General features: G+C 71.8%; 16 protein-coding genes, 1 pseudogene and 1 riboswitch. Of the genes and pseudogenes, 9 read left to right on the forward strand and 8 right to left on the reverse strand.

Annotated elements, in window-relative coordinates:
• Window positions 1-224, reverse strand: a pseudogene (locus tag ACIQPR_RS23820) (cytochrome ubiquinol oxidase subunit I); the annotation flags it as partial.
• Between the two features lie 9 nt (window positions 225-233).
• On the opposite strand from ACIQPR_RS23820, the gene ACIQPR_RS23825 reads away from it, so the two are divergent.
• Window positions 234-755: an RNA polymerase sigma factor gene (locus ACIQPR_RS23825; protein WP_403651504.1), complete on the forward strand. Its 522-nt coding sequence runs from the start codon at window positions 234-236 to the stop codon at window positions 753-755.
• 33 nt (window positions 756-788) lie between these two features.
• Window positions 789-1,688: a CU044_5270 family protein gene (locus ACIQPR_RS23830; protein WP_403651506.1), complete on the forward strand. Its 900-nt coding sequence runs from the start codon at window positions 789-791 to the stop codon at window positions 1,686-1,688.
• On the opposite strand, the gene ACIQPR_RS23835 is transcribed toward ACIQPR_RS23830, so the two are convergent.
• Both ACIQPR_RS23835 and ACIQPR_RS23840 read right to left on the reverse strand, forming a co-directional pair.
• A complete protein-coding gene (locus ACIQPR_RS23835; RefSeq protein ID WP_403651508.1) occupies window positions 1,689-2,537 on the reverse strand; it encodes a bifunctional 5,10-methylenetetrahydrofolate dehydrogenase/5,10-methenyltetrahydrofolate cyclohydrolase in 849 nt (282 codons plus the stop codon).
• 21 nt (window positions 2,538-2,558) lie between these two features.
• A riboswitch (ZMP/ZTP riboswitch) is annotated at window positions 2,559-2,643 on the reverse strand.
• 224 nt (window positions 2,644-2,867) lie between these two features.
• A complete protein-coding gene (locus ACIQPR_RS23840) occupies window positions 2,868-3,233 on the reverse strand; it encodes a nuclear transport factor 2 family protein (protein WP_403651510.1) in 366 nt (121 codons plus the stop codon).
• A gap of 171 nt (window positions 3,234-3,404) precedes the next feature.
• Here ACIQPR_RS23840 and ACIQPR_RS23845 point away from each other — a divergent pair, with 171 nt between their 5' ends.
• Window positions 3,405-3,698 carry a hypothetical protein gene (locus ACIQPR_RS23845; RefSeq protein WP_403651512.1) on the forward strand — a complete coding sequence of 98 codons (294 nt, stop codon included), beginning with the start codon at window positions 3,405-3,407 and terminating at the stop codon, window positions 3,696-3,698.
• Window positions 3,699-3,785: 87 nt separating this feature from the next.
• Here the strand turns inward: ACIQPR_RS23845 and ACIQPR_RS23850 are convergent, their stop codons facing one another.
• From ACIQPR_RS23850 to ACIQPR_RS23860, 3 genes are read right to left on the reverse strand one after another with little or no spacing between them, the layout of a single operon-like run.
• Window positions 3,786-5,075: a TIGR00730 family Rossman fold protein gene (locus ACIQPR_RS23850; RefSeq protein ID WP_403651513.1), complete on the reverse strand. Its 1,290-nt coding sequence runs from the start codon at window positions 5,073-5,075 to the stop codon at window positions 3,786-3,788.
• Window positions 5,072-6,418: an FAD-binding protein gene (locus ACIQPR_RS23855; protein ID WP_403651515.1), complete on the reverse strand. Its 1,347-nt coding sequence runs from the start codon at window positions 6,416-6,418 to the stop codon at window positions 5,072-5,074. Before ACIQPR_RS23855 ends, ACIQPR_RS23850 begins: the two co-directional genes overlap by 4 nt.
• Window positions 6,415-7,179 carry an isopentenyl transferase family protein gene (locus tag ACIQPR_RS23860; protein WP_403651517.1) on the reverse strand — a complete coding sequence of 255 codons (765 nt, stop codon included), beginning with the start codon at window positions 7,177-7,179 and terminating at the stop codon, window positions 6,415-6,417. Before ACIQPR_RS23860 ends, ACIQPR_RS23855 begins: the two co-directional genes overlap by 4 nt.
• 253 nt (window positions 7,180-7,432) lie before the next feature.
• On the opposite strand from ACIQPR_RS23860, the gene ACIQPR_RS23865 reads away from it, so the two are divergent.
• The 4 genes from ACIQPR_RS23865 to ACIQPR_RS23880 all read left to right on the forward strand — a co-directional run bounded on the left by ACIQPR_RS23865 (window position 7,433) and on the right by ACIQPR_RS23880 (window position 10,844).
• Complete coding sequence (locus ACIQPR_RS23865) at window positions 7,433-8,026, forward strand: transketolase (protein ID WP_403651519.1); 594 nt, start codon at window positions 7,433-7,435, stop codon at window positions 8,024-8,026.
• Window positions 8,027-8,124: 98 nt separating this feature from the next.
• Entirely contained in the window at window positions 8,125-9,213 is a 1,089-nt protein-coding gene (locus ACIQPR_RS23870) for an S-(hydroxymethyl)mycothiol dehydrogenase (RefSeq protein ID WP_403651521.1), read from the forward strand.
• Window positions 9,213-9,842: an MBL fold metallo-hydrolase gene (locus tag ACIQPR_RS23875; protein WP_403651523.1), complete on the forward strand. Its 630-nt coding sequence runs from the start codon at window positions 9,213-9,215 to the stop codon at window positions 9,840-9,842. Before ACIQPR_RS23870 ends, ACIQPR_RS23875 begins: the two co-directional genes overlap by 1 nt.
• Before the next feature lie 87 nt (window positions 9,843-9,929).
• Window positions 9,930-10,844: an SDR family oxidoreductase gene (locus ACIQPR_RS23880; RefSeq protein WP_403651525.1), complete on the forward strand. Its 915-nt coding sequence runs from the start codon at window positions 9,930-9,932 to the stop codon at window positions 10,842-10,844.
• 2 nt (window positions 10,845-10,846) lie between these two features.
• Here ACIQPR_RS23880 and ACIQPR_RS23885 read toward each other — a convergent pair whose 3' ends face one another.
• A complete protein-coding gene (locus ACIQPR_RS23885) occupies window positions 10,847-11,383 on the reverse strand; it encodes a hypothetical protein (protein ID WP_403651527.1) in 537 nt (178 codons plus the stop codon).
• A 50-nt stretch (window positions 11,384-11,433) separates the two neighbouring features.
• On the opposite strand from ACIQPR_RS23885, the gene ACIQPR_RS23890 reads away from it, so the two are divergent.
• Window positions 11,434-12,225, forward strand: coding sequence for an SDR family NAD(P)-dependent oxidoreductase (locus tag ACIQPR_RS23890; protein ID WP_403651528.1), 792 nt, complete (start codon window positions 11,434-11,436; stop codon window positions 12,223-12,225).
• On the opposite strand, the gene ACIQPR_RS23895 is transcribed toward ACIQPR_RS23890, so the two are convergent.
• Window positions 12,211-13,599: a pyridoxal phosphate-dependent decarboxylase family protein gene (locus ACIQPR_RS23895; protein WP_403651530.1), complete on the reverse strand. Its 1,389-nt coding sequence runs from the start codon at window positions 13,597-13,599 to the stop codon at window positions 12,211-12,213. The two genes, ACIQPR_RS23890 and ACIQPR_RS23895, sit on opposite strands and share 15 nt — an antisense overlap.
• Before the next feature lie 209 nt (window positions 13,600-13,808).
• Between ACIQPR_RS23895 and ACIQPR_RS23900 the strand changes: the two genes are divergently transcribed.
• Window positions 13,809-14,507 carry a L,D-transpeptidase family protein gene (locus ACIQPR_RS23900; protein WP_403651532.1) on the forward strand — a complete coding sequence of 233 codons (699 nt, stop codon included), beginning with the start codon at window positions 13,809-13,811 and terminating at the stop codon, window positions 14,505-14,507.

A 14,507-nucleotide genomic window follows, 5' to 3' on the forward strand; every position in this document is an offset into this window, starting at 1 on the left:
TCGGCGCGCATCAGCAGCGCCATGACGCCGCCGATCAGGAAGAACGCGAAGGACGTGACCAGATACAGCGTGCCGATCGTCTTGTGGTCCGTGGTCGTCAGCCACTTGATGCTCTTGAGGTCTCTCACGCCCCGCCTGTGTCCGTGCCCAGCCCGCCCGTCACACTCGACGGGCGCGAGGAGAATCACGGAATCGGGTGTGACGATCGCCCGGGTGCCGGACACGAAAGGAACATGAGCAACGACGAGATCTTCGCCGCTGCCTATCGCGAGCACTACTGGGCGGTCAGCCGCTACGTGGCCCGGCGACTGGGCGGGCACGGCGGTGAGGTGGAGGAAGTGGTGGCGGAGGTCTTCACCGTCGCCTGGCGCCGCCGTGCGGATCTGCCGCCGGCCCCGCTGCCCTGGCTCTACGGTGTCGCCCGCAACTGCCTGGCCAACGCGGTGCGCGGACATGGGCGCCGCCGCAGACTCGTCGACCGGTTGGGCAACGACGAGAGCGCGCACGGGCGGCAGGTGGCTGCCGGACCCGACGCGGAGGCGCCCGGCTCCTGGGTGCACGAGGCGCTCGCGCGGCTGACCCCGGCCGATCAGGAGGTACTGCGGCTGACGGCATGGGAGGAGCTGGGGGTGGAGGAGGTCGCCGTGGTCCTCGGATGCGGGGTGCGGGCCGCGGCCATGCGGCTGCATCGGGCGCGGAAGCGGCTGAGAGCGGAGATCGACCGGCTCGCGGTGCTGGGAGGGACAGGGTGTTGACCAAGTATTCCGCCGGGCCGCAGGAGCGTCGCCGTGGCTGACGAACTCGAACTCCTGCGGGGCGCCAACCCGTTCACGGCCGACGGGTCCCCGTACGGCGACGGACCGTTGGACCACCGTGCCGAACGCCGGCTCAACCGGCTGCTGTCCGAACGGCGGACCGGGCGCCGTCGACTGCTCTGGAGTCTCGGCACGGCGGTCGTCGTGGCGGCGACCGTGTGCACGCTGTCGCTGGGCGGGCCGAACGGCACTCCCGCCGTGGCGGCGCCCCGCCCGCTGGTCGTGCACGCGAACTCCACGCCCGTCACCCTGAAGCAGCTCGCCGCGCTCGCCGAGGCGGTCGCGGCCGACGGAACTCCCGTGCTGCGCAAGGGGACTCACGTGCGGTCGTGGAGCCTCGGCATGTCCGACGACGGACCGCCGGTCACCGTCCCCGAGGAACGGATCGTGCGTTGGAACGCGGACGACAGCCACACCGAGCGTGTCGTCGAGGACGGGCAGGTCGTCAAGGAGACGACGTATCCGCCGAGTTGGAGCGATGTCCCGCCCGATGCCCGGCCGCCGCACGATGTGGCGGGACTGCGGGCGTACCTCCGGGAGACGGCGTACAGCCGGACAGCGTTGACGACTCCCGAACTCCTCGGCGCCGTGGCGGAGTTGCTGGACCACTGGACGCTCGGGGCGCGGGAGTCGGCCGCGTTGGCGCGGTTGCTGGCGGAGGCGGACGGGCTGCGGCCGGCGGGGGAGGTGACCGACCGGCTCGGGCGGCGCGGCGAGGCCTATGTGTATCCGCGGTCGGGCAGCCGGCTCATGCTGATCATGGATCCGGCCACCGGCGCCGTCCTCGGGATGGAGAGCACCTTCACGAAGGACCGGCCCGAGTACGGCGTCAAGGCCGGGGACGTCATGGACTACCGTGTGTGGACGCGCTGATCACGCCCCGAGCTGCCGGGCGGCGCCGGTCACGGTCTGTTCCAGGAGCGTGGCGATGGTCATCGGGCCGACCCCGCCCGGCACCGGGGTGATCAGCGCGGCGCGCTCGGCGGCGGAGTCGAAGTCGACGTCGCCGACGTTGCCCGCGTTGTAGCCCGCGTCGAGCACGACCGCGCCCGGCTTGACGTCCTCGCCGCGGATCAGCCGGGGGCGGCCCACGGCGGCGACCACGATGTCCGCCTCGCGGACCGCCGCCGACAGGTCGCGGGTGCGCGAGTGGCAGTAGGTGACCGTGGCGTCGCGGGCCAGCAGCAGCATGCCGGCGGGCTTGCCGAGGATCGCGCTGCGGCCCACGACGACGGCCCGTTTCCCGGAGGGGTCGACGCCGTACTCGTCGAGCAGCCGCATCATGCCGCCGGGCGTGCAGGACACGAAGCCCGGCAGGCCGAAGCTCATCGCCGCGAAGGACGCGAAGGTGACGCCGTCGACGTCCTTGTCCGGCGCGATCGCCTCGAACGCGGCCCGCTCGTCGATGTGTTCGCCCATGGGGTGCTGGAGCAGGATGCCGTGCACGGCCGGGTCGGCGGAGAGCGCGGTGAGGGTGGCGACCAGTTCGGCGGTCGTCGTGGTGGCGGGGAGTTCGACGTGCCGGGACTCGATGCCGGCCTTGCGGCTGCGGTTCTGCTTCATCCTGACGTAGGTGACGGAGGCCGGGTCCGCACCGACCAGGACCGTCGCGAGCGTGGGCGCCGTACCGGTGCGTTCCTTGAGGTCGGCGGCCTGCTTCGCGGTGTCCTCGACGATCCGCCGGGCGAGCGCGGTGCCGTCCATGATCCGTGCCTGGGGCATGATCCACTCCTGGGCTGGTCGACGTATCGCCCAGGCGCACGGCGTTCACTCCGCGTGGGCCGCTCCACGGTGGTGCTCCACCTCAGCGCCAGTCACGGCCCACGGACAGCCTAACCGAGGAGAGCCCGGCGGGTACGGGCGCGCTTCACCGGCGCCGCGGGCGAGTGCGCGCCGCGCGCAGCGCCGACCCCAGCAGGGCGGCGGACGCCCGCAGACCCGCTGCGGGGACCGGTCCCCGCCGTCTGGTCCCGGCCGGGCCCGCGGGTACCGTGCTCGCCGAGAACGTCCAGGTCAGCCGGGCGGAGACCCGTACCTTCGGCACCAATCTCGCTAGCCGTCCCATGCCTGGATCATGGTCTGCCGGGTGATCTTGCCGTCGTCCAGCACGAGCATCGACTCGGCCAGCACCCGGGTTCCGTCCGGATACCGGCAGGACTCGCTGTAGGCGACCCGGTCCCCCTGCACGACGCACTCCTCCAGCTTGTGCGTCATGTCCCGGCTGTAGACGTCGGCGAGCATGGCGCCGATCTCGTCCCGGCCGTGCAGGACCTTGGGGTTGCTGGGCTGGGTCTGGTGGTCGACGACGTGGATCTCCGCGTCGTCGGCGTAGAGCGACAGAAGCGTCGCCGCTGTGTGGTCCTCGATGCCCCGGCGCAGGGCTTCGGTGTCGAAGCCGGGGCGTGCCGCGGTGCCCATGGTGACCTCCTCGGAGGGCCGCGGCCCGAACAGGAACGGGCCGCGGCGGGCCTCTCCTACGAGCGTCCTCCGCCGCGCCGGGGTCGGCAAACCGAACGGCGCGCTCCGCCTGACGGGTGAGCGGCGGGCGCTGCCCGTGACCGGGCGGCGACCCTCCGCGTTGCTGCAAGCATGATCTCAACACGACGTATCGCCGCCGCCGTTGGTCTCGCCGTCGGGGTCACCGGCCTCGTCGCGCCGATGGCGAACGCCGCCGACGCGCCCGCCTTCAAGGACGGCAAGGTCAGCCCGGTCGCCCTGCTGGACTCGCTCGCGGTCAGCGAGATCCCCGCCGAGCACCAGGGGCAGATCCCCAAGGTCGCCGACCAGATGAAGGCGCTGAACCACCTCAACGACCTCCAGCAGCTGCACCAGGTCACCGACATGGCCGCGCCGGTCACGGGACTTCTCCCCGCCGTCGAGTAGCGTCACCGCGCAGACCATGAGGGCCGTCCGGAAACGGGCGGCCCTCAGCCGTGCCGGGGGTCGGCCCGCCGCATGGAGGCGGGCTCCTCAGGCCGCGTCGGCCGTCGCCCGCAGCGTCCGCCAGTCACGGGCCATCGACAGCGCGCCCGCCGTGCCGGGACGGCAGGCCTCCAGCATCCCCGACAGGGTTTCGCCCGGCCCGAGTTCGAGCCACTCCGTGACACCGTCCGCGTCCATCTCCGCGACGGCGTCCGCGAAACGGACCGGGTCGCGCAGCCCCCGCACCCAGAACTCCGGTGTCAGGACCTCGGCGCCGACCGGCCGCGCGGTGATGTCACAGACGAGCGGGACGCGTGGGACGCGCGGTTCCAGAGGGAGCAGGGTGCGGCGCAACTCGTCGCGCATCGGGTCGAGTTGGGGGGAGGAGAGCGTACCCACGGCACGGCAGGCGTCCGCGAGCGAGAACACGCCCGCGACATGGGCGGCGGCCATACGTCCCGCCGAGTACCCGAAGACGACGTCAGGGTGGACTCCCCAACTGCGCAGCAGACGGTACTGCGCGACCTGGAGCGCGAAGACCGCGGGATCGGCGAAGGCGACACGGTCCAGGAGTCGCGCGGTGGGGGTGTCCGGCTCGGCGAACATCACGTCGCGCACCGGCAGGTCGAGGTACGGGACCAGCAGGTCGCCGACCTCGTCGAGCGCGTCGGCGAACACCGGGTACAGCGCGTACAGTTCACGCCCCATGCCGGGTCGCTGCGAGCCGCTGCCGGAGAACAGGAACGCGGTGCGTCCTTTGCGACGCCGGACCGGGGCGGCCGGACGAGCCGTCTCGGCGGGCCTGTCGACCAACCGGGCCACCGCCTCGGCCACCGACGAGCACACCACGATCCGCTCCAGGTCCCCCGGATGCAGGAAGCCCTCGGCGCGCGCGTGTTCCAGGAAGGCCAGCAGCGGACGGTAGAAACCGGACGGGTCGAGCAGCAGCACCGGCTTGCGGTGGATCTGCAACTGCGCCCACGACAACACCTCGAACAGTTCCTCCGCGGTGCCCAGCCCGCCCGGCAGCGCCACGAACGCGTCGCCCGCCTGCGCCATCCGCGCCTTGCGCTCGTGCATGTCCGCGACCACTTCGAGGGAGGTCAGCCCGGTGTGCGCGATCTCGTACGGCAGCATGCGGCGCGGTACGAAGCCGGTCACCGCGCCGCCGGCGGCCAGGGCCGCGTCCGCGAGGGTGCCCATGAGGCCGGTGCGGGCACCGCCGTAGACGAGGCGCAGGCCTGTCCGCGCGAGGGCCTCGCCGAGTTCGGCGGCCGTGCGGGAGTGGCCGGGGTCGGTGCCGGGGGACGCCCCGCAGAAGACGGTCACCGAGGTCACGGCCACAGCCGGTACCCCCGGGTCAGGACGGCGTACGGGTCGAACCGCCTTTTGGCGCGGGCCAGTTCGGACCAGACGGGACCGAAGTGGGCGCGCCAGTCGGCGGGGAGCATCGGAAGGGCTCCGCCGGGGAGCAGCACCCCGCCGACGGCCACGGCCCGTTCGTAGAGCGCGCGGTTGGCCGCCACCAATCGCCTTACCGTGTCCGGGTGGTCGGGCGGTGCCGTGCGCATCAGCGAGAGCAGGCACAGGAGTTCACCCGCCGGCCTGCGCAGCAGCGGGGTGCGCAGGGTGTGGCCCGTGAGCGGGCGCAGCTGGACGGTTCCGCAGGCGCGCAGGCCCTGTTGGGCCTCCTCGGCGAGCAGCGCGGGGACGAGGGAGACGGCGGCCTCCTCCGGGAGGAGCAGCGTCAGCCACGGATGCGGGCGCTGCCACTCGCCGGTGGCCCGCAGTAGCCGTTCGTCGCGGTCCATGCGGTGCAGATACTCGGCGTAGGAGAGGTCCTCGATCTCCTCCGTGTCCCGGTCGTGGCCCAGATCGCCGATCAACAGCTCGTCCTCGTGCGGCAGTTGACCGGAGTGCGGCGCCACCGCCTCGATCATGTAGTCCCAGACGCCACCCAGCGCCGGTCGGGCCTGGCCCGTGACATGGCTGAAGCGGGCGTCCCGGGCCAGCCGCCGCTGGTCGGTGAAGTACGGCTCGGGCGCGTGGTGGTAGAGGCGGTAGCGGCGCACCAGGTCGGGCGCGGGCACCAGCCGCAGGGTGGCGCCGACGATCAGGGCGCACTGGCCGAGACCGGCCAGGACGGCGTCGAACAGGTCCTGACGCCGCTCCGGCGAGCACGTCAGCCGTTCCCCGGTGCCGGTGACGACCTCCAGCTCCCGCACCCAGTCGGTGACCGCGCCGTGGCGGTGGCTGGCGGCCCCGAGGCTCCCGGTGCTCAGCGCCCCGCCGACGCTGGAGCCGAGATGGTCGGGAAGCACCGGCGGCGCGAGCCCCTCGGCCAGCGCGGCGCGCACGACATCGCGCAACAGGGCGCCCGCTCCGGCGACCAGTGTCCGGTCCCGGGGCACACAGCGCACCTCGTCCAACGCGGCCATGTCGACGACATAGCCACCGTCGGCCTGTCCCTGCCCGTACAGCGCCTGGCCGCCGCCGCGCGCCGACACCGGCAGACCGCGCGGACCGGCGAAGGAGACGAGGTCCCGTATCTCGTCGGCGGAACGGGCGGCCAGGACACCGAGCGGACGGGAACCCACGATGTGTCCGAAGTCGTCCGCGGCACGTGCCAGATCCTCGGCCGGCGCGCCCGGTGGTGGAATGAGATCCGAGGATGATTTCATGCTGCATGCTCCAGCACGTCGAAGTCGACTTTGGACTGTGTCATCCATTCCTCGAATATCTCGGCGAACACCGCGGACTGGAGAATCCCGTGCTCGGCATGCCGCTCGGCGATCAGGGCGGCCATCCGGTCCAGGACGTGTGCCGGGAGGTCCTCCTTGTCGATCTTCTCCACATCCAGCGAGTATTTCGCACAGCATTCGAGGACGGCCTCGAAACCGTTGACCGAGGCGGCGAGCAACCGATGGCCGGGATCGTGCCAGAGCGCGGCCAGCTCCTCCAGCAGGCCCCGAGCGGGCGCGGCCGGGGTGAGCATCGCGCGGGCCCGGCGGGTGAGCGCGGCGACATAGGCGGCACGGTCGGGAAGGGGCAGCAGGCGGACCGTCAGCCGCCAGGGCAGACCGGAGCCGCGCGCGGCCAGCTCCCGCAGCAGCGAGATCGAGCCGCCTTCCACGATGACCGGCCGCGGGCCCAGTCCGGCCACCAGGTCGACCAAGGCGTCCGTGGCCGCCGCGGCGGAGAGGTCACCGTCCGCGAAGGTCCGGTCGCCGAGCCAGTACCTGCGCACGTCGGGCACCTCGGCGCCCGCCCGGGCGCTCGTCGTGGCCAGGTCGGTGAAGCACTGTAAGCGGTCGGCCACGACGATCGGGGCGCCGGTCGCCCGCGCCAGTTCGGTGGCCGCCGCGCTTTTCCCGACACCTGTCGGTCCCGCGATCAGATACACGAACGGACGTGCGAAAGGAGGCGTTTCCTTTTCGGTCATGACACGTGTCCCTTCCGGTGTGCAGCAGGGAATTACCAGCGTCAACCTACGCACGGGGGTGGCGATCAAGAACCAGGTGTTCGCCTCGGCAGGGCAAAGACATCACCACTTTCCTGTGAGGTTGTTAAAAGTTCAAGTCCTGGGTATGGCTGGCCATTTAGTCGGGAATCCAGGGCGATATGAGAAGGCGTCGCGAGGATTCTTAACCAGTTCTTGCTGCGTTTAAAGAAAAAACTTTCCAGGAGGTAGTGCCGTGGATTCCGACATGCTGCTCGCCGTTGCCGAGACCTGCCCCGAACCCCGGCGGGACGGACCCGCGGCCAAGGGCACCGTCCTGGTCGGCTACGGCGCGGTGGAGGAGCTGACCAGGTACGCCTCCGCTCCGGGCTGGACCGTGCACGTCCCCGGGCACCCCGTCGAAGTACGCCGGGCCATCATGGGCGCCCTGCACAACGGCGAGCAGGCCTACGTCCATGTCTCCGCCGAGTCCAACGCCGATCCCCGTACCGCGCGGGGCGGCTTCGAGATCGTCCGCGAAGGACTCGCCGGCGTGGTGCTGGCGGTCGGCGCCACCCTCGACCCGGTCCTGCGCGTCACCGCCGGGCTCGACCTCGCCGTCCTCTACGCGTCCACCGTCCGGCCCTTCGACGAGATCGGCCTGCGCACGGCCGTACTCGCCGCCGACCACGCGGACGTGATCCTCGTCGAACCCGGCCTGCCCGGTACCTCGGCCCGCGAGGTCGCCAAAACCCTGGTCCACGTACCGCACCGGCTGCTGGCGCTGGGCGGGGCGGAGGCACGGGACGAAGGGGGCGTGGGCCGTGCGGTCCGCGACTTCCTGAGGTGACCGCCGACGGACGGCCCTGCTCCGCGCTCGTGCCCTTACCGATCAGTCACGCGTAGGGTCTCGGGCAGGGACAACGATCGACGAAAGGGTTCAGGACCATGGCGCAGGAAGTGCGCGGCGTGATCGCGCCGGGAAAGAACGAACCGGTCCGGGTCGAGACGATCGTCGTACCCGACCCCGGACCCGGTGAGGCCGTGGTGAAGGTACAGGCCTGCGGGGTCTGTCACACGGACCTGCACTACAAGCAGGGCGGGATCAGCGACGACTTCCCCTTCCTGCTGGGGCACGAGGCGGCGGGCATCGTGGAGTCGGTCGGCGAGGGGGTCACCGATGTCGCCCCGGGCGACTTCGTGATCCTCAACTGGCGTGCGGTGTGCGGGAACTGTCGGGCCTGTCTGCGCGGCAGGCCGCAGTACTGCTTCAACACCCACAACGCGAAGCAGAAGATGACCCTGGCCTCGACCGGCCAGGAACTCTCCCCGGCTCTCGGCATCGGCGCCTTCGCCGACAAGACGCTGGTCGCGGCGGGCCAGTGCACCAAGGTCGACCCGACCGTCTCCCCGGCCGTCGCCGGACTGCTCGGCTGCGGTGTGATGGCCGGCATCGGCGCGGCCATCAACACCGGGAACGTCGGACGCGGCGACAGCGTCGCCGTCATCGGCTGCGGCGGGGTCGGCGACGCGGCCATCGCCGGGGCACGCCTCGCGGGCGCGGCACGGATCATCGCCGTCGACATCGACGACCGCAAGCTGGAGAAGGCCCGCTCAATGGGCGCCACCCACACGGTCAACTCCAAGACGTCCGACGCCGTCGAGGCGATCCGCGAACTGACCGGCGGCTTCGGCGCCGACGTCGTCATCGAGGCGGTCGGCCGCCCCGAGACCTACCAGCAGGCCTTCTACGGCCGTGACCTCGCCGGCACGGTCGTCCTGGTCGGCGTCCCGACACCGGAGATGAAGCTCGAACTCCCGCTCCTGGACGTCTTCGGGCGCGGCGGCTCCCTCAAGTCGTCCTGGTACGGCGACTGCCTGCCCTCCCGCGACTTCCCGATGCTGATCGACCTGCACCAGCAGGGCCGCCTGGATCTGGGCGCGTTCGTCACCGAGACGGTCCAACTCGACGAGGTGGAGAAGGCGTTCGAGCGGATGCACGGCGGCGACGTACTGCGTTCGGTGGTGGTGCTCTGATGGCCGCGCGCATCGAACACCTCGTCACCTCCGGGCAGTTCACGCTCGACGGCGGCACCTGGGACGTCGACAACAACGTGTGGATCGTCGGCGACGACCACGAGGTCGTGGTGATCGACGCGGCCCACGACGCCGACGCCATCGTCCGGGCGATCGGCGACCGCAGACTGACCGCCATCATCTGCACCCACGCCCACAACGACCACATCGACGCCGCCCCCGCCCTCGCGGACCGCACCGGTGCCACGATCTGGCTGCACCCCGACGACCTGCCCCTGTGGAAGCAGACCCACCCCGACCGCGACCCCGACGCCCAGCTCGCGGACGGCCAGGTGATCGAGACCGCGGGCGCCGACCTCAAGGTCCTGCACACCCCGGGACACGCGCCCGGCGCCGTGTGCCTCTACGACCCGGGACTCGGCACGGTCTTCACCGGCGACACCCTCTTCCACGGCGGACCGGGCGCCACCGGACGGTCGTACTCCCACTTCCCGACCATCATCGACTCCATCCGCGACCGTCTCCTGACGCTCCCGCCGGAGACGAAGGTGCTCACGGGCCACGGCGACCCGACCACGGTCGGCGCCGAGGCCGCCCACCTGGAGGAGTGGATCGCGCGGGGCCACTGAGGTCCCCGACGAAAACCCGACAGAAGATGTCCGGCTTCCCGCGCACGATCGACAGGAGACACGTCGAACGGACACGGGAGGTCGGACATGCCGGGCCCACTGGAAGGCAGGGTCGCGCTGGTCGCGGGGGCGACCCGCGGAGCGGGACGCGGGATCGCCGTGGAACTCGGCGCGGCCGGCGCCACCGTCTACGTCACCGGACGCACCACCCGCGCCCGGCGCTCCGAGTACGACCGGCCCGAGACGATCGAGGACACCGCCGACCTCGTCACCGCGGCCGGCGGCCGGGGCGTCGCCGTACCCACCGACCACCTGGACCCCTCGGCCGTACGGGCCCTCGTAGACCGCGTCGACCACGAAGCGGGCCGCCTCGACATCCTCGTCAACGACATCTGGGGCGGCGAGCACCTCTTCGCCTGGGACGCCCCGGTCTGGGAACACGACCTCGACAAAGGGCTGCGGCTGCTCAGGCTCGCGGTGGAGACCCACGCGATCACCAGCCACCACGCCCTGCCCCTGCTGCTGCGCCGGCCCGGCGGCCTGGTCGTGGAGATGACCGACGGGACCGCCGAGTACAACCACGACACCTACCGCGTCTCCTTCTTCTACGACCTCGCCAAGTCGGCCGTCCTGCGCATGGCCTTCGCCCTCGGCCACGAACTCGGCCCGCGCGGCGCCACCGCCGTGGCCCTCACGCCCGGCTGGCTGCGCTCGGAGATCATGCTCGACCAGTTCGGCGTCCGCGAGGAGAACTGGCGCGACGCCCTCGACCGCGTCCCCCACTTCGCCATCTCGGAGACCCCGCGCTACGTCGGCCGCGCGGTGACGGCCCTCGCGACGGATCCCGGCGCGGCCCGCTGGAACGGGCAGTCACTGTCCAGCGGCCAACTCGCCCCGCTCTACGGCTTCACGGACCTCGACGGCAGCCGCCCCGACGCGTGGCGGTATCTGGTCGAGGTGCAGGACGCGGGGAAACCGGCGGACGTCACCGGGTACCGATGACCTCAGACGGGACGCACGGGCGGCAGGACCCACGCGGCCGAGTGACCCGGTGGCAGCGCCAGGTCGTCACGTACGGCCGCGTAGTAGCCCTGCCGCCCTTCCCGCTGCCGTTCCAACAGCTCCTGCCAGGTCTCCGGATCGTGCCTGCCCTCGCGCAGGAACCGCTCCATCGCCAGCACCGAGGTGACCCACACCCGGGCCTCCGCCACCACCTCGGGGCTGCCCAGCATGAGCAGCGTCTCGCCGGCCGGGTCGCGGGCCAGCGCCGCCTCGGCGATCAGCGGCGCCGCCTCCTGGGGTGTGAGCGGGTGGGGGTGTGGGTCGTTGCGGAAGTGCGACGCGACCCGGTAGGTGAGCGTGACCGTCTGCTTCAGGACCCGTGCGTAGTCGGTGTACACCGCGAGCCGCCGCTCCTCCCACCGGGCCTCCCGCTCCCGCTGGAACCGCACCCGCTCACCCCGCACGATCGCCACGTAGGAGCCGAGCGCCCCGATCACCACACCGATCAGCGCGGGCAGTTGCTGTATGAACGCGTTCATGTCCGCACGGTATCTGCCGAGTTGATCGTCACGGCAGTACGTTCGTGACCATGACTGACTCAAGGCGCTTCGAGGGGTACGGAGTTCTCGTCACCGGTGCGGCCCGCGGCATCGGCGCGGCCGTCGCGCGGCGACTCGGCGAGGAGGGGGCGCGGGTGCTGCTGACCGACGCCGATCCGGCCGAGGCGGAGAAGACTGCGGCGGCACTGCGTGAACTCGGCCTGGGAGCAGAGGCGTTCGGCTGCGACGTGGGGGACCGGGAGGCCGTGGAGCGCGCCGTCGCCCATGCCGTGGCGATGTTCGGCGGGCTCGACGTCCTGGTCAACTGCGCGGCCCACTGCACCCCCGACCGCCCGCTCTTCGAGGACGAGCCGGACGACGGGTGGGCCCGCGACATCGACATCACGCTGACCGGGCCGTACCGCTGCTGCCGTGCCGCCCTCCCGCACCTGGTGGCCTCCGGACGCGGAGCCGTCGTCAACATCGGTTCCGTGAACGGGATCCAGGACTTCGGCAACCACGCCTACAGCGCCGCGAAGGCCGGGCTCGGCTCGCTGACCCGCACCCTCGCCGGACGCGTGGCCAAGCGGGGCGTGCGGGTCAACATGGTGGTGCCGGGCACCGTCCGTACCTCCGCGTGGGAGGGCCGGGAGGACGACCTCGACGCGGTGCGCGGGCTCTATCCGCTCGGCCGGGTCGGCGAGCCGGAGGACATCGCGGCGGCCGTCGCGTTCCTCGCCTCGCGCGACGCCTCCTGGATCACCGGCACGGCACTGCACGTCGACGGCGGCCTCACCGCGGTCAACACCGGCTTCCGGACGGCCGTTTCAGACCGGAACTGAGGCCAGCGCCGCCAGCACCCGGTCCGTGTCGGCCTCGGACGTACGCCAGTTGCTGAACGCGGCCCGCAGCGCGGGCGTCCCGTCGTGGACCGTCGGGGTCAGGAACGCCTCGCCGGTCGCGGCCACGGCGTCCGCCAGCGCGGCCACCCGGTCCCGCGTCGGGTCGTCGGCGAGGGTGAAGCAGACGACGTTCAGCCGGACCGGTGCCGACAGCCGCAGACCCGGGAGCGCGGCGATGCCCTCGCCCAGGCGGTGGGCGAGGGCGACGTTGCGCTCGACGATCTCGCGGTGCCCGGCGCTGCCGTAGGCCAGGAGGGAGAACCAGGCGGGGAGGGCGCGCAGCCGGCGGGAGTTCTCCGGGGTGAGGTGGAGGAAGTCCGGGTCGCCGGTCGGCAGGCCGAGATAGGGGGAGGAGTTGTGGAACACCCGCGTCTGGAGGTCGCGGCGGCGGGTGAACTGGACGGCCGCGTCGTAGGGCACGTTGAGCCACTTGTGGAGGTCGACGCAGACCGAGTCCGCCGCGTCGAGTCCGTCGACGAGATGGGCGTGGGCGGGGGAGAGCGCGGCGAAACCGCCGAACGCGGCGTCCACGTGCAGCCAGAAGTCGTGCCGCTCCCTGAGCGCCGCGACGGCCCGCAGATCGTCGAAGTCGACGGTGTTCACCGTACCGGCGTTGGCCACGACGATCGCCGGGCGACCGCCCAACTCGCCCAGGGCGGCGTCGAGTCGGGCCACGTCGACGGCCTCACGGCCGCCCGCGAGCACGGGCACCTGCCGCAGCCGGTCCCGGCCGATGCCCAGCACGGACAGCGCCTTGGTGACGCTGGAGTGCGGGCTGCCGGAGAGCACGTCGACCGGGCCGAGCGCGAAGACGCCGTCCCGGGAGACATCGACGCCCAGCCGCTCGCCGAGCCACTCGCGGGCGACGGCGAGGCCCACCGTGTTGGACATGGTCGCGCCGGTCACGAAGGCCCCGGAGTGCGCCTCGCCCAGTCCCAGCAGCTCGCGCAGCCAGCCGACCGTCTCCCGCTCCAGCGCCGCCGCCCAGGAACCGGCGGCGCCGGACACGTTCTGGTCGTACGCGCTGGTCAGCCAGTCCCCGGTGATCGACGCGGGCGTCGCACCGCCGGTGACGAAACCGAGGTAGCGCGGTCCCGCCGAGCCGGAGAAACCGGGCGCCCACCGCTCGGCGAACCGCGCGAGCGCACCCTCGGCACCCGTCCCGTCGACCGGCAGCGGATCGTGACCGGGGGCCCGCCCGGTGCGCACGACCGGCCGCTCGGCCACACCGGCCAGCTCACGGACGGCGAAGTCGCGGGCGGACCGCAGGAGTTCGGGGAGCAGGGCGAGATCGTCGGCGAGGGTGCTGTGCATGGGCGGCAGCGTAGGCGGAGCCGGTCGGCCGGGTATCGGTCCACTCTGAGGAAAGTGGACCGATACTCCGTACGTACCACCGCGGGTCCGGCTCGGCGGTGCGGAATGTCACCGTTTCGTCGCAGCGTCGCCCGTCTTACAACCACCGTTCCCGCACACGGGTCTAGGTGGCAGAGATCGCAGTTCCGGGGCAAGGGAAAGGGCAGGTCATGGGGGACATACGCAGACGAGGTGCCGTGGTGCTCGGCGTCACCGGGCTGGTGGCACCGCTCACACTCGCGCTGGGCAGCGTTCCGGCGCAGGCCGCGGCGAGCTGTACGACGCAGGCCGGGCCGTACCAGAAGCAGGTGGAGAAGTTCCTCGGTCGGCCGGTCGACGGCAAGCAGTCCGCCGCCGACTGCAAGGCCATCCGGGCCTTCCAGACCAAGCACGGCATCACCCCGAACATCGGCTACGCCGGGTCCGTCACCTGGGGCGTGATGGACCTCATGAACAAGCAGAAGGCCGTGGGCGACAAGCCGAACGCGGCCCGCAAGTGCCCGACGAACAAGGGCCGCATCGCCTGCGTCAACCTCACGCTCCAGATCAGCTGGATCCAGGACGGCAGCCGGCTCGTCTACGGTCCGGTCCCGGTGCGCACCGGCCGCGACGGCTACGAGACCCGCACCGGACTGAAGAAGATCTACTGGCGGGACATCGACCACGTCTCGAACATCTACAACGTGCCGATGCCCTACAGCCAGTTCTTCGACGGCGGCCAGGCCTTCCACTCGGTCAACCTCAGCATGTGGAACCCGCCGGGCTCGCACGGCTGCGTCAACATGACCCCGGCCACCGCCAAGAAGTACTGGTCGCTCCTGAAGAACGGCGACGACGTCTTCGTCTACGGCCGCAAGCCGGGCACCTGA

It is taken from the genome of Streptomyces sp. NPDC091280, from assembly GCF_044768565.1.
Classification (GTDB): domain Bacteria; phylum Actinomycetota; class Actinomycetes; order Streptomycetales; family Streptomycetaceae; genus Streptomyces.

Excerpts from the sequence above, each read along its gene's own strand:
- ACIQPR_RS23825 (WP_403651504.1), top strand. The coding sequence starts at position 234 with ATGAGCAACGACGAGATCTTCGCCGCTGCCTATCGCGAGCACTACTGG.
- ACIQPR_RS23835 (WP_403651508.1), bottom strand. The coding sequence starts at position 2,537 with ATGCCCCAGGCACGGATCATGGACGGCACCGCGCTCGCCCGGCGGATC.
- ACIQPR_RS23840 (WP_403651510.1), bottom strand. The coding sequence starts at position 3,233 with ATGGGCACCGCGGCACGCCCCGGCTTCGACACCGAAGCCCTGCGCCGG.
- ACIQPR_RS23845 (WP_403651512.1), top strand. The coding sequence starts at position 3,405 with ATGATCTCAACACGACGTATCGCCGCCGCCGTTGGTCTCGCCGTCGGG.
- ACIQPR_RS23855 (WP_403651515.1), bottom strand. The coding sequence starts at position 6,418 with ATGAAATCATCCTCGGATCTCATTCCACCACCGGGCGCGCCGGCCGAG.
- ACIQPR_RS23860 (WP_403651517.1), bottom strand. The coding sequence starts at position 7,179 with ATGACCGAAAAGGAAACGCCTCCTTTCGCACGTCCGTTCGTGTATCTG.
- ACIQPR_RS23870 (WP_403651521.1), top strand. The coding sequence starts at position 8,125 with ATGGCGCAGGAAGTGCGCGGCGTGATCGCGCCGGGAAAGAACGAACCG.
- ACIQPR_RS23875 (WP_403651523.1), top strand. The coding sequence starts at position 9,213 with ATGGCCGCGCGCATCGAACACCTCGTCACCTCCGGGCAGTTCACGCTC.
- ACIQPR_RS23880 (WP_403651525.1), top strand. The coding sequence starts at position 9,930 with ATGCCGGGCCCACTGGAAGGCAGGGTCGCGCTGGTCGCGGGGGCGACC.
- ACIQPR_RS23885 (WP_403651527.1), bottom strand. The coding sequence starts at position 11,383 with ATGAACGCGTTCATACAGCAACTGCCCGCGCTGATCGGTGTGGTGATC.
- ACIQPR_RS23890 (WP_403651528.1), top strand. The coding sequence starts at position 11,434 with ATGACTGACTCAAGGCGCTTCGAGGGGTACGGAGTTCTCGTCACCGGT.
- ACIQPR_RS23895 (WP_403651530.1), bottom strand. The coding sequence starts at position 13,599 with ATGCACAGCACCCTCGCCGACGATCTCGCCCTGCTCCCCGAACTCCTG.
- ACIQPR_RS23900 (WP_403651532.1), top strand. The coding sequence starts at position 13,809 with ATGGGGGACATACGCAGACGAGGTGCCGTGGTGCTCGGCGTCACCGGG.